Origin of the sequence: Mycobacterium sp. 236(2023), from assembly GCF_029623955.1 — a bacterium.
Taxonomy (GTDB): domain Bacteria; phylum Actinomycetota; class Actinomycetes; order Mycobacteriales; family Mycobacteriaceae; genus Mycobacterium.
Window position 1 is genome coordinate 420,206 of the sequence record NZ_JARSBP010000004.1, and the last position, 12,004, is coordinate 432,209.

Genomic DNA, 12,004 nt, shown 5'->3' on the forward strand with positions numbered 1-12,004 from the left:
TCGCAACAGGTCATGATGGAGCCATGGAGTCCACCCGTGTCGATCGATGGCTCTGGGCGGTTCGGCTGACCAAGACCCGCCCCGACGCCGCGTCAGCGTGCCGAGGCGGACAGGTGAAGGTCAACGGCAGGCAGGCCAAACCGTCGACCATGGTGTCCCCCGGGGACGAAGTCCGCGCCCGCGTCGGGGACACCACCAAGGTCGTCCAGGTCTCCCGGATCATCCAGAAACGGGTTGGCGCCGCCGACGCCGTCACGTGCTACCTCGACAGGACTCCACCCCCGCCGCCCACCGTGTTCGTGCCCGTCGCCGTCCGTGACCGCGGCGCAGGCCGGCCGACCAAACGGGACCGGCGCGCCCTCGACAAGTGGCGCGCGCGGCAGGACTGAACGCCCACCGTGATCCGCCTCGCCCATCTGTTGGCCGCGCTGGCCATCATCGCCGTCCCGGCGCTGGGGTGGTTCGTCGACGGCTGGTCAGGCGCGACGACGCTCGTCGTGTACTGGTTCGAAACGCTGGCGGGCTCGCTGATCATCGCTGCCCGGATCATGGTCCATCGCCGGTGGGCGCCCAAGCGCGGGCATTACCGATACGTGGCATCAGCCACGACCCGCCGAAGCCCTTCCAGCTCATCGTTCGCCGCGGGCTTTCTCATGACGAGCCTGATCTTCACCGCCGTGCACGGGCTGTTCCTCGCGGCGATCGTGTTCCTGCTGGGCCGCAACGGTCAACCTGAGCTCGCCGAGATCAATTGGCGCAGTGTCGGTTACGGCTGCGCCGCCGTCGTCGCATTCATGTGCGTCGATTTCGCCGTCGACCTGCTGAGCCTGCGCAGGTGGTCGTTCTGGCAGATCGAGCAGACGGCCCAGCGCGGGTTCAGTCGGGTCGTCGTCGTCCATCTCACACTGATCTTCGGCATGTTCGGCGTCGCCATCACCGGCGCCTCCAGCGCGCTGTTCGGGGTCTTCGTCGTCCTGAAGAGCCTGGCATCGTTGAGTTTCGTTCTGCCGCAATGGGAGCCGGCGCGACCGCCACGGTGGCTGAGCAGGGTCATGAATCGGGTCCCGAATGTGCATCCGGGTGAGCGCTTCGAAGACTTCTGGGCCAAGGACCGCGACGACGAACGTGCGCGGCGCGAGCGCAACGAAGAGCACTGGGAGCCGACGCGTCGTTGAAGCCTCTCAGTCGGATTTCGGTTCGTCGCAACTCGTCCACGTGTAGCGCTGCTCGGACGCCGTGGACCCGCCGAGCATGAAAGCGCGGTGGTAGCGGCTCGCCCGGGCGATGGTCGCCAGCCACGTCGTCAGCGTGCTGATCCGGTTGCTCACGCCGGTGAGGAACGCGATGTGCAGCAGCCCCCACGCGACCCACCCGGTGAAGCCCGCGAGTTTGACGGGGCCGACCTGAAGTAGCGCCTTACCGCGGCTGATGTACGCCGCCGAGCCGAGATCGCGGTACCGGTACTCGCGGCGCTGCTTGCCCTCGAGCTCGCGGCGAATACACGACGCCACATGCAGCCCGCCCTGCATCGCATTCTCCGCGACACCCGGCAGCCCGTCGCGGCCCGCGAGATCACCGATCACGAACACACGCGGATGGCCCGGAACCGAAAGGTCGGGCTGCACCGCGACCCGACCCGCCCTGTCCGTGTCGGCGCCCAGCACCTCGGCCAGATGCCGTGCGAACGGAACCGCCTCCACACCCGCGGTCCACATGACGGTTCGCGCGTCGTAGCGCTCTTCCTGGCCACCGGATTTCGGCGTCACGCACACACCGTCGCGGCTCACATCGGTCACGTGGACGCCGAGGTGGGTCTCGACGCCGAGCTTCCGGAGTGCCTTGGTGGCCTTATCGCTCAGGTCCGGCGCGAAGCTCTTCAACAGGCGATCGCCGCCGTCGAAAAGAAGCACCCTGGCTTCCTCGGGCTCGATGCTGTGGAACTCGTTGGCGAGCGTGCGCGTCGCGACTTCACGGATCTGCCCGGCCAGCTCCACGCCCGTCGGCCCACCGCCCGCCACGGCGAACGTCAGCCACGCATCGCGTTCCGGCCCCGGCAGCAACGTCTCGGCGATCTCGAACGCCGTGAACAACCGCTGACGGATGCACATCGCGTCGTCGAGTGTCTTCATCCCCGGTGCCCACTCCGCGAAATGCGGCTTCCCGAAATAGGACTGCTGCATTCCCGCCGCGACGACCAGCACGTCGTAGTCGACGGTGAACGTCGTCTCGTCGGGTCGCCGCGCCGTCAGGGTGCGTGCCGCCGGATCAAGCTCGATCGCCTCCCCCAGCAGCGTCGTGACGTTGCGGTGCCCGGCGAACTCCTCACGCAGGGAGCGACTGATATGCGCCATGCTGAGCGTGCCCGTCGCGCACTGATACAGCAACGGCTGGAAGAGGTGGCCCGCCGCCCGGTCGAGCAGCGTCACGTCGACGTCCGCTCCCGCCAACCGGCGCGCGCAGAACAGCCCACCGAATCCACCCCCGACGATCAGCACCTTGAGTCGACCTTGGCTCACCACGCCGAGGCTAGTCGCTCCCTCATGGGAGCCTCCCGTAACGACGAATCGTCACATGACGAAGTACTCGATGCGGCACACCGATTTCGGGGGTGTCGGACCGCGACGCATCCAGGCATGCGCGTCGGCGGGCGCGCCCAAGAAGGACGGGCAACTTCATGAATCTGTTGCGACGTATGGCACAACGAATATCTGTAGGCGCACTGGTGGCGCTGCTCATTCCGGGACTCATCACGGTGGCGGGCGGATCGGCGACCGCAGGGGCGTTCTCCCGGCCCGGGCTGCCGGTCGAGACGCTGATGGTGCCGTCCCCGGCGATGGGCCGCGACATCCCGGTGAAATTCCAGGGTGGTGGTCCGCGGGCGGTCTATCTGCTCGACGGCTTGCGCGCCAGGGACGACAACAGCGGCTGGGACATCGAGACCGCGGCCTTCGAGACCTTCTTCGAATCCGGACTGTCGGTCGTCATGCCGGTCGGCGGCATGTCGAGTTTTTACACGAACTGGCAGGGCCCGGCCAACGGCAACGGCGCCTCGTACAACTATCAGTGGGAGACGTTCCTGACCTCGGAACTACCGGCGTACCTGGCGGCCAATAAAGGCATCTCTCCCAGCGGCAACGCGGTCGTCGGCCTGTCCATGTCGGGCAGCGCGGCACTGATCCTGGCGGCGTACCACCCCGGCCAGTTCAGCTATGCCGGCTCCCTATCGGGATATCTGAATCTGTCCGAGGGTGTGTGGCCGCTGCTGGTCAGCATCGCGATGCGGGACGCCGGCGGCTTCAACTCCGTCGCGATGTGGGGACTCGGCGGCAGCTCGGCATGGCTGCGCAACGATCCGACCGTCAACGTCGGCCGCCTCGTCGGCAACGGCACGCGGATCTGGGTCTACTGCGGCACCGGCAAGCCCGGCGAACTCGGGGGCGGCGGCGATGTGCCAGGCCAGCTCCTCGAGGCGATCACGCTGGACAGCAACCGGGAGTTCCAGCGTCAGTACCAGGCCGCCGGCGGTGGCAACGGTGTCTTCAACTTCCCGTCGAACGGAACACACGGCTGGGGCTACTGGGGTTCGCAGCTTTCGGCGATGAAGCCCGACATCCAGCGGGTGCTCGGCGCCTGACAACCCGAAGGCCACCGCAGATCCCAAGATCTGCGGTGGCCCGGGTGTCGATCACACGTCAGTACGTCGGGACGAACACACCATTCAGCCAGACGCCCCAATGCTGCCAACCTTCATCCCACACCTGCGGCTGGCCGTTGGCCCACAGCGGGTCGATCGGCTTCGGCGGTGCGCCTGCCGGCGCCGTTCCAGCGTTCGGGCCCGCAGGGGGAGCCGGTGGCGGTGTCCAGCCGGGCTGCGCGGCAGCCGTGGAAGCAACTCCCATCGCGCCCGCGGCGAGACCGCCGAAGACGGCTGCGCTGGCGAGGACCTGGCTCAACTTCATCGTGAGAACTCCAATCCGGGTGACGACCCGCAGTCAGCGGGCTCGCAGGAGAACTATCCCGAAAGCGACCGCGGTAAACGCCGAAGCAGTGCATGGGCTGTCGCACACTGGGTCTATGGCGGACGCGCGGCACAACGAACTGGTGCGGATCGCCGACGGCGACGGCCCGGGTGCTGCGTCAGCGCGCACAGCGCTGGGCGGTGGACCTGTCCGCAAGCGGCTGCGTGCATCGATCTGTGCACTGGCCGAACACCGCGGAGTAGCCAGCAGTACGTGTCCTTCCGACGCTGCCCGCGCAGTCGGCGGTGCGCAGTGGCGCGAGTTGATGGACGAGGCCCGCGAACTCGCTCGCGAGTTGGCGGCGTCGGGCGTCGTCGACATCATGCAACGCGGGAAAGTCATTGACCCGCAAGCGCAGTGGCGTGGGCCGATCCGAATCCGCAAGCGCGCCTGAGGCTTACACGGGCCGCGAGAGTGCGACCAGATCGCCTACGAGCGCGTGATCACGCTCTGAGCGCACTCTCGGTGCACGGCGAGGTAAGCGTCGTGCCTAAGCTTCACGGGTGGCAGATGCGGACAGGGTGCGCTGGGACCGGCGCTACGCCGAACGGGAACCAGTGCCGAGCGGCGATATCGCCCTGCCCGCTGTATTCCGGCCGTTCATCGACCACTTCCCCACCGCCGGGCGTGCTGTCGAACTGGCCTGCGGGCCTGGGGCTGCGGCGGTCTGGCTGGCCCGGCGCGGCCTCGACGTCTGGGCCTGCGACATATCGCCAGTGGCGATCGCGCAGGGCAAGCGGCTCGCCGAGCATGCCGGTCAGGCCGAGTGCTGTGAATTCCAGGTGGTCGATCTCGACGACGGGCTGCCTGCCGGCGTCCCGGCGGATGTGCTGCTGTGTAACAAGTTTCGCGACCCTCGACTCGACGGCGACATCATCGGGCGGCTGGCGGTCGGGGGGATCCTCGCGATCAGCGTGCTGAGCGAGGTCGGCGCCTCCCCTGGGCCGTTCCGGGCCCGACGCGGCGAACTCCTGCAGGCCTTCTCGGCGCTCGATGTGATCGGAGCGGGCGAGGCGGACGGGGACGCGTGGCTACTCGGCCGCAGGCTGTGATTTCTTCGTCCGCCGCAGCGCCGAACCCCACAGACCGACCCCGATCCCGACGATGGCACCGCCGAGGCCGATGAGCTTCTGGGACTGCCCCAATTTGTCGTGCACACTCATGCCACCCAACAGATCGGCCGCGTCCGCGCCGCCGGACGCCAGGAACCAGCCGCGAGTGTTGCGTCCTCGCGCACCGGAGGCGATGAGCATGCCCCCGATCAGCGCGTCGCGATAGCCCATCGACCGCAGCAGCAGCATTGCCGTGGGAGGCGGCTCGTCGGGGTCACCCCACAGCTTGTTGGCCCGGAGCGGGTCAACGAGAAATTGGACGCCCGACGCGAGGCGAATGCCGCCGACGATCAGGGCTGCGCGATCCACGGCCATGACGGGCACCCTACGCGGATATCGACACCGCCAGTAGCGAATTCGGTCAGATACCCGCGGCGCCGTCGATCCGTTCGCGAATCAGGTCGGCGTGACCGTTGTGTCGGGCATACTCGCCGACCATGTGCAGATAGATCCATCGCAACGACACCTCGGTGCCCATGAACGGGCTCGCGTGGGCGAGCTCGTACCTCGCGCAGTTGGCGCGGGCCGCGTCGACCTCGCGCTGCCAGATCGCCACCGCCTCGGCGAACGGCACGGAATCGGAGACGTCGAAACCGCCGTCGTGGCCCTCGGTGTCAGCCGACGGATCGAAGATGGGCGGCGCGGTCTCACCGGCGAGGACACGGCGGAACCAGTTCCGTTCCACCTCCGCCATGTGCTGGACGAGGCCTTGGAGGGTCAGCGGCGACGGAGGCACCGACGCCCGGCGCAACGGTTTGTCGTCGAGACCTTCGCACCTGAGCAACAACGTGTGCCGCTGGAAGTCCAGCCACGCCTCCAGCGTGGTGTGTTCGTCGCTGTTCATCGGAGGCGTCGCGCGTTGGCTTGCAGTCACGGCTGCCGATCCTGCCACCGGAATCCGACACCGGAGGCGCGGCATTGGGGAAGATCTTCGGGTGCACCATGACGCCCTGACCGTTCCGGCCCTCCTTGCCCGCGCCTCGCGTGAGTTCGGTGAGCACACCTACCTGGTCACCGAGACCGAACGGCTCACCTACGCCGACGCCGACCGCCGCTCCGCCGCACTCGCGTGCTGGCTGCTCGCCCACGGTGCGGGCAAAGGCACGCGGGTCGGGCTGTTCTTCGCCAACGGCACGGAATGGGTGACGTGGTGGTTGGCCGCGTCGCGCATCGGGGCGGTGGCGGTGCCGATGAGCACCCTGTACCGGCCGCCCGAGATCGCGAAAGTCGTTCGGCTGGCCGACCTCGCTATGCTCGTCGCCCCGTCGAAGGTTCTCGACATCGACGTCGCGCAACGGTTCGAGCAGGCCTTCCCTGAGTTGAGCGGGCAGCGTGACGCCCGGCTGCAGATCGTGGGCGCGCCGTACCTGCGGACCATCGTGCTGACCGGCGGAGACGGTCCGTCGTGGGCGACACCGACCGGCGGTGAGGTCGTCGGCGCGGAGATTCAGGCGGCCGCCGAAGCCGAGGTCACCCCGGCCGACCTCGCGATCATGGTGCACACCTCGGGCTCCACCGCTGACCCGAAAGGTGTGCTGCACACCCACGGCACCCTCGTGCGCCAGACGTCGACCTGGCCCGACGCGATCCGCGCCGTCACCGGATCCCCCGCCGACCCGGTGATCCTGTCCGCGATGCCGTTCTTCTGGATCGGCGGCGTTTTGGCGGCGATGGGAGCCCTCCACCAGCCGATCACCCTGCTGGTGCTCCCCCGCCTCGACGCAGAGATCGCGCTCGACCTCGCCGAGCGTGAGAGGGCGACCGGGGTTGTCGGCTGGCCGGCGTTCACCCAGCGGCTGCGTGAACACCCCAGCTTCGGTGACCGTGATCTGTCCGCAGCGCCGATGCTGCGCGACGGTCCGCTCGATATCGCGATGACCAACGTCCCCGACGGATTCCCGGTGCACCGCACCATGTCCGAGACCGCAGGAGGATTCGCCTACACCGACATGGCGATCGTCGACAGCGCCGGCGAACCGGTCGACGACGGTGCTGTCGGGGAACTCCTCGTGCGCGGTGTCGGGGTGATGGCCGGGTACAACAAGCGCGAGCGCGGCGACACCTTCGACGCCGACGGGTGGTATCACACCGGGGACCGCGTCTACCGCAAGGCCGACGACCCTCGACTGTTCTACGTCGGCCGGACCAGCGAGATGATCAAGACGTCCGGCGCCAACGTGTCGCCGCTGGAGGTCGAGGCGGTGATCGAGGGTTTCGACGACATCGCCCAGTGCGTCGTCGTGGGGGTCGACGACCCTGACCGCGGTGAGGAGGTGTGCGCCGTACTGGTGCCCGCGACCGACAGCGTCGACGTCGATGCGGTGGCGCGACGGACCCGCGAGGCGTTGTCGTCGTACAAGGTCCCGACGCGCTGGGTCACCGCGTCCAGCGAGCAGATCCCCACCTTGCCCAGCGGCAAACTCAACCGAAAAGCGTTGCGCGAGTGGGTCAGTTCTCCCGGGGCAGGAGCTCGCTGACGAACTTCTCCAGGAACGTGTCGATGCCGCTGCCTCCTGCGGGCCGGATGACGAACTTGGTCAGCCCGGCGTCGAGGTAGCCGTCGATCTGACGGTGCAGTTGAGTCCAGTCTCTGGCGATCAACTGGTCGGGGTCGAGGTCGGGGCGCCGCTTGCGGACCGCGGCGATGACCGGCGCGGGCAGCTCCCCGTCGCCGACGGCCAGGTTGATGCCGTAATGATCTTCGGGCACAACACGTTCGGCCTCTGCCGCTGCCTCGCGAATCGCGGCGACGGCGGTACGGGCTTCGTCGGGTGTGACGAAGCTTCCCAGCCACCCGTCGGCATACTTGCCGATCCGCGTGAACCCGGGCTGGGAGGCGCCGCCGAGCCAAATATCCAGGCGTGACGCCGGTTTCGGCAACACTTCGATGTTCCGGGCGGTGAAGAACTCGCCCTGGAATGTGGCCTTGTCGTCATCGAGTGCGCTGCGCAGCAAGCGAAGTGCCTCGTCGAAAACCGCTGCGCGCTGGCCGTCGGGCACCACGAACGCGTCACGCTCGGCGGGCAACGCCGAGCGCAGACCGAATACCGGCAGGACCCTTTTCGGCGCCAACGCCGCCAGCGACGCGAGCTGTTTGGCGACCAGCACCGGGTGGCGCCCCGGCAGGACCGCCACCGAGGTGCCGACCTTCAACCGCTCGGTCCGGGCCAGCGCGTAAGTCATGCCGACGAAGGGTTCCACCGCAGGCGAATACACCAGCTCCGAGAGCCACAGCGAGTCCACACCCGACGTTTCCAGGTCGTCGACGACGGCACCCAACTGCTCGGGCGCGACATCGGGACCGAGTCCCACTCCGAAACGGATCTTCACCAGGTAGTCCTCCTGCGTCGATGTTCCACCCTGACACGCAACGTCTGTGCCGTCGGACGGATTCCTCTGACCTCGGCCGTGGCGTGGCCGCGGCGATGACAGGATGAGCGGGTGGCAGAGCGCGTGACCTTTCCCAGCAGCAGCGGGCCGAAGCTCGCCGGGCTGATCGACCTTCCCGAAGGCGAGACCCGGGGGTGGGGTGTGTTCGCGCACGGATTCACCCTCGGTAAGGACTGCCCGGCCGCGAGCCGGGTCTGCAAGCAGCTGGCCAGCGAGGGCATCGGGATGCTGCGGTTCGACAACCTCGGCCTCGGCCACTCCGAGGGAGATTGGGGCGACGGTTCGTTCTCCCACAAGGTGGAAGACACCATCCGCGCCGTGGAGTTCATGAACGGCAGCGGTCACGATGTTCGCCTGCTCGTCGGGCATTCGTTCGGCGGAGCGGCCGTCATCGCGGCAGCACACGGGTGTCCTTCGGTGGCTGCGCTGGCGAGCATCGGGGCGCCCTTTCAGCCGGCTCATGTCGAACACAACTACGACGCCCTCGTGCACCGCATCGAAGCCGACGGTGAGGCGCAGTTCCTGGTCGGAGGCAAAGCCCTCACGCTGCGGCGCCATTTCATCGAGGACGTCCGCTCGGCGGATCTGCGGGAGCGGATCAAGACACTGCGCCGAGCCCTGCTCGTCATGCACTCGCCCACCGACAACACCGTCGGGATCGCCAACGCCAGCGACATCTTCCGGGCGGCGCGGCACCCCAGAAACTTCGTTTCGCTCGAAGGCGCCGATCATCTGCTGACCGGCAAGAACCAGGCGGCCCGCGCAGCACGCATCATCAGCGCCTGGGCCGACCCCTACCTGTGACGCATACAGGCGGGGGCCGGCGCCACAGCTCTCAGTCCTGGCTGCCCGCGTCGGTCTTCTTGTCGTCCTTGCCGGCGTCCGCGGTCTTGTCCGCACCGGGCGACGTCGCCTTCTTGAAGCTGTCGGTCACCTTCGACACCGTCGAATTGATCGATTCCCGAACGTTCTTCACCGCCTCGCTGGTGGCTGTGGGCTTGCGGTGCTTGGGACCGCTGGGGCTCTTGTCCTCGGGTAGCGGCAGGATCTCGACGGGGTCCTCGTCCGCAGCGGCCGATGTCGCCGCGGTGTCCGGATCCTCGAAGACCGGTCCCGGAATCGGCTTGTTGTCCGGATTCGGCACGAAGGGGGCGCAGATGGCGCACTGCGTGCCGAGCACGAACGGGTTGAAAGCCGTGTTCACCCCGGTGGCGAGGCTCGTCACGCTCTCGGCGGCGAACTCGGGTGTCACCGGCTTGATGTCGTTGACGTCGGGGGTCTCGGTCAGGCTGTCGTAGAAGCTCGTGAGCGGTGCCGCCGGGTCCAGCTTCACTGTCTCACCCGACCACGGGACCTCCGGACCGTTCTCGTCCTTGACGTAGCACTGGCCGTCCTCGCTGCACGTGATCGGCGCGCGCGTGGTCGGGAACGTGTAGCCCTCGGGCGAAAACATTGCGGCAACGTGTCGAAGGTCGAACATTTTGCTGAGAATTCCCTCGACGTTGTCGCACGCGCCGGGTCCGGTTCCGCTGCAGCCGACGTCCATCGGTAGCTGGGAGGCTGCGATGGCGGCGAACATGTTGCCCAGTGGCACGGACAACGCGGGGAAGGGGACGAGGATATTCGTGATCGCCTGGTAGCGGGACGGGTCCGCCGGGTCGGTCCCGAGGATGTTGGTCTGGCTGTAGAGCCACCAGTTGCCCGTGTAGCGCAGGTTCCTGCCGAGGCCCACGATGTTGCCCTCGGGCTGGGTCAGTGTGACCCCTTCGTAGGTCGGCTGGAAACTGAAGTCGCCCTCGGGGTCGGACCCCAATTGCACATTGCCCTCGCCCATCGCGAAAAGGACGTTGTACGGGACATTTGCCAGAGCAATGAACAGATTGGCGGGGATGTTGAGAGCATTTGTGCTGTCGGCGGTCGGCGTGAACGTACTTGTGGCGGGCATGCCTTCCGGGCTGTCGCACAACGCGCCGGCATCGCCGGGCCCGCAGGCGAGTGTGGCGGCGGCCAAGGCCACGTCAAGGCTTCGCTGCTGCAGCAGTTGCGGGGTCGTCACGGGACTCGCCGAGATGACACCCGCCCCAACGAGCGCGACTCCGGCGGTGATATAGGTACGTGCTGCTGTGGGCATGAGGCGCCCCCTCCAAGTTGCTATAGGTGGCCCCGACCGGTGGAAACGTAACCGGCCCGAGATGGGTTGTCCACCTATATGAGGCATTCTCTAATAATGTGTTGCTTTGCTAACTAGCACGTCAGTTAATTTTCTATGGACGTGCAGCAAAGTTCGTGCCTCGGCGACTGCGGAATCCGCGCCGATACGCCTTTCGCGCTCACGCGTTCGCACGGTTGCCCCGGACTTCGGTGGCCATTTCGACGCCCGGGCGCCGTTCGGCCCCGTCAGCGCGCTGGTGTGAGCGACGGTGACGCCTACACTGGCGTGCCGTGCAGATCGTCGCCATCCACGTTGCGCCCGGCCGGAAGATCCCGACGCGTTCCGTCGAATCGGTCGAAGCCGAAGCGGGTAAGGGCCTCGTCGGCGATCGCTACCACGGCACCAGGCACCGGCACGTGACCATCCAATCCCGCGAGCTGCTCGAGCGGGCCGCCGCCGACCTCGGCCACCCCATCGACCTCGGCGCGACGCGCCGCAACCTGACCGTGGACAGCGGAGACATTCCGACCCGCCCCGGCGCTCGCCTCCAGATCGGCGATGTCGAACTCGAAGTCGTCCGCATGGCTGCACCGTGCCGCCTGCTCGACGACTGGATAGCGCCCGGCGCGGCCAGGGCGATGAGTCAGCGCGGCGGTTCGGTGTGCCGGGTACTTACTTCAGGGCCGATCACGGTCGGGGCTCACGTCGAACTCCCCCAGCAGTGACGATCAGCCCTCGCCGCCGCCGACTTCAGCGGGCAGCGGTGGCGGCAGCGGCGTCGTCGATGTCGGCGTGGACGTCGATGGCGGCGCGCTCTCGGTGGGGGTCTCTGCCGACGACTCTGCCGGTGTCTCCGACGAACTCGCGCGGTGGAAGTCGACCATCGGTTCGTCGCGCAGTACCTTCTCCCCCGCACTGACCACCAGAGCACTCGAGGTCACCAGGTAGTCGATGCCGTCGTTGGTCGCGGTGAACGCGCCGTCGGAGGTCTGCGACGCAGGCACGATCAGGCGGGCGCCGTCACGAACCCGGACACCGCGGTACTCGTAGTCGCCGTCGGTGTCCCGGCAGATCGCCACGCGGGAACTTTCGGTGCTCCCGAAGACGACCATCACGTCCGGCGCCGCGCAGCGGGCCGTCGAATCGGTGTAGCCCCGACTGTCGTAGTCCGGGGCCGAGGAGGCGGGCGGCGCCGCGACGAGGAACAACGGAACCGCGGCGACCGCGGTGAGGCCGGCCAGAGCGGAACGGGTGCGGAACTCTCGGAGGGAAGGCATCACCTTCCACCAGACCACGCGATCGCGGATCGTGCGAATATCAGCCGTCGATGA

15 protein-coding genes are annotated in these 12,004 nt (G+C 67.6%); 8 read left to right on the plus strand and 7 right to left on the minus strand.

Annotated elements, in window-relative coordinates:
* The first annotated feature begins 23 nt into the window (after window positions 1-23).
* Window positions 24-389, plus strand: a complete 366-nt coding sequence (locus P9A17_RS19005) for a S4 domain-containing protein (RefSeq protein ID WP_278040250.1) — start codon at window positions 24-26, stop codon at window positions 387-389.
* A gap of 9 nt (window positions 390-398) precedes the next feature.
* Entirely contained in the window at window positions 399-1,175 is a 777-nt protein-coding gene (locus P9A17_RS19010) for a DUF6498-containing protein (RefSeq protein WP_278040251.1), read from the plus strand.
* 6 nt (window positions 1,176-1,181) lie between these two features.
* On the opposite strand, the gene P9A17_RS19015 is transcribed toward P9A17_RS19010, so the two are convergent.
* A complete protein-coding gene (locus P9A17_RS19015; protein ID WP_278040252.1) occupies window positions 1,182-2,516 on the minus strand; it encodes an NAD(P)/FAD-dependent oxidoreductase in 1,335 nt (444 codons plus the stop codon).
* A gap of 158 nt (window positions 2,517-2,674) precedes the next feature.
* Here P9A17_RS19015 and P9A17_RS19020 point away from each other — a divergent pair, with 158 nt between their 5' ends.
* Window positions 2,675-3,634, plus strand: coding sequence for an alpha/beta hydrolase family protein (locus P9A17_RS19020; protein ID WP_278040253.1), 960 nt, complete (start codon window positions 2,675-2,677; stop codon window positions 3,632-3,634).
* A 58-nt stretch (window positions 3,635-3,692) separates the two neighbouring features.
* On the opposite strand, the gene P9A17_RS19025 is transcribed toward P9A17_RS19020, so the two are convergent.
* Window positions 3,693-3,959: a hypothetical protein gene (locus P9A17_RS19025; RefSeq protein ID WP_278040254.1), complete on the minus strand. Its 267-nt coding sequence runs from the start codon at window positions 3,957-3,959 to the stop codon at window positions 3,693-3,695.
* Window positions 3,960-4,074: 115 nt separating this feature from the next.
* On the opposite strand from P9A17_RS19025, the gene P9A17_RS19030 reads away from it, so the two are divergent.
* The gene (locus P9A17_RS19030; protein WP_278040255.1) at window positions 4,075-4,413 is read left to right on the plus strand and encodes a DUF3253 domain-containing protein; all 339 of its coding nucleotides are present in this window, start codon (window positions 4,075-4,077) and stop codon (window positions 4,411-4,413) included.
* 109 nt (window positions 4,414-4,522) lie between these two features.
* Window positions 4,523-5,071, plus strand: coding sequence for a class I SAM-dependent methyltransferase (locus tag P9A17_RS19035; RefSeq protein WP_278040256.1), 549 nt, complete (start codon window positions 4,523-4,525; stop codon window positions 5,069-5,071).
* Here P9A17_RS19035 and P9A17_RS19040 read toward each other — a convergent pair.
* Window positions 5,051-5,446 carry a DUF4267 domain-containing protein gene (locus P9A17_RS19040; RefSeq protein ID WP_278040257.1) on the minus strand — a complete coding sequence of 132 codons (396 nt, stop codon included), beginning with the start codon at window positions 5,444-5,446 and terminating at the stop codon, window positions 5,051-5,053. The two genes, P9A17_RS19035 and P9A17_RS19040, sit on opposite strands and share 21 nt — an antisense overlap.
* A 46-nt stretch (window positions 5,447-5,492) precedes the next feature.
* Complete coding sequence (locus tag P9A17_RS19045) at window positions 5,493-6,005, minus strand: DinB family protein (RefSeq protein WP_278040258.1); 513 nt, start codon at window positions 6,003-6,005, stop codon at window positions 5,493-5,495.
* A 61-nt stretch (window positions 6,006-6,066) separates the two neighbouring features.
* Between P9A17_RS19045 and P9A17_RS19050 the strand changes: the two genes are divergently transcribed.
* Complete coding sequence (locus tag P9A17_RS19050) at window positions 6,067-7,608, plus strand: class I adenylate-forming enzyme family protein (RefSeq protein ID WP_278040259.1); 1,542 nt, start codon at window positions 6,067-6,069, stop codon at window positions 7,606-7,608.
* Here the strand turns inward: P9A17_RS19050 and P9A17_RS19055 are convergent.
* Entirely contained in the window at window positions 7,580-8,461 is an 882-nt protein-coding gene (locus tag P9A17_RS19055) for a TIGR03854 family LLM class F420-dependent oxidoreductase (RefSeq protein ID WP_278040260.1), read from the minus strand. The genes P9A17_RS19050 and P9A17_RS19055 overlap by 29 nt on opposite strands.
* 111 nt (window positions 8,462-8,572) lie before the next feature.
* Here P9A17_RS19055 and P9A17_RS19060 point away from each other — a divergent pair, with 111 nt between their 5' ends.
* A complete protein-coding gene (locus P9A17_RS19060) occupies window positions 8,573-9,325 on the plus strand; it encodes an alpha/beta fold hydrolase (RefSeq protein ID WP_278040261.1) in 753 nt (250 codons plus the stop codon).
* 31 nt (window positions 9,326-9,356) lie between these two features.
* Here P9A17_RS19060 and P9A17_RS19065 read toward each other — a convergent pair whose 3' ends face one another.
* On the minus strand, window positions 9,357-10,652 hold the full coding sequence (locus P9A17_RS19065; RefSeq protein ID WP_278040262.1) for a hypothetical protein: 1,296 nt from the start codon (window positions 10,650-10,652) through the stop codon (window positions 9,357-9,359).
* A gap of 311 nt (window positions 10,653-10,963) precedes the next feature.
* Here P9A17_RS19065 and P9A17_RS19070 point away from each other — a divergent pair, with 311 nt between their 5' ends.
* Window positions 10,964-11,398, plus strand: a complete 435-nt coding sequence (locus tag P9A17_RS19070) for an MOSC domain-containing protein (protein ID WP_278040263.1) — start codon at window positions 10,964-10,966, stop codon at window positions 11,396-11,398.
* A 3-nt stretch (window positions 11,399-11,401) separates the two neighbouring features.
* Here P9A17_RS19070 and P9A17_RS19075 read toward each other — a convergent pair whose 3' ends face one another.
* Window positions 11,402-11,950 (minus strand): hypothetical protein, encoded by a 549-nt coding sequence (locus P9A17_RS19075; RefSeq protein ID WP_278040264.1) that lies wholly within the window; start codon window positions 11,948-11,950, stop codon window positions 11,402-11,404.
* Window positions 11,951-12,004: the final 54 nt, after the last annotated feature.

Coding starts and splice junctions, on each gene's coding strand:
- P9A17_RS19020 (WP_278040253.1), top strand. CDS start 2,675: ATGAATCTGTTGCGACGTATGGCACAACGAATATCTGTAGGCGCACTG.
- P9A17_RS19030 (WP_278040255.1), top strand. CDS start 4,075: ATGGCGGACGCGCGGCACAACGAACTGGTGCGGATCGCCGACGGCGAC.
- P9A17_RS19065 (WP_278040262.1), bottom strand. CDS start 10,652: ATGCCCACAGCAGCACGTACCTATATCACCGCCGGAGTCGCGCTCGTT.
- P9A17_RS19005 (WP_278040250.1), top strand. CDS start 24: ATGGAGTCCACCCGTGTCGATCGATGGCTCTGGGCGGTTCGGCTGACC.
- P9A17_RS19025 (WP_278040254.1), bottom strand. CDS start 3,959: ATGAAGTTGAGCCAGGTCCTCGCCAGCGCAGCCGTCTTCGGCGGTCTC.
- P9A17_RS19075 (WP_278040264.1), bottom strand. CDS start 11,950: ATGCCTTCCCTCCGAGAGTTCCGCACCCGTTCCGCTCTGGCCGGCCTC.
- P9A17_RS19040 (WP_278040257.1), bottom strand. CDS start 5,446: ATGGCCGTGGATCGCGCAGCCCTGATCGTCGGCGGCATTCGCCTCGCG.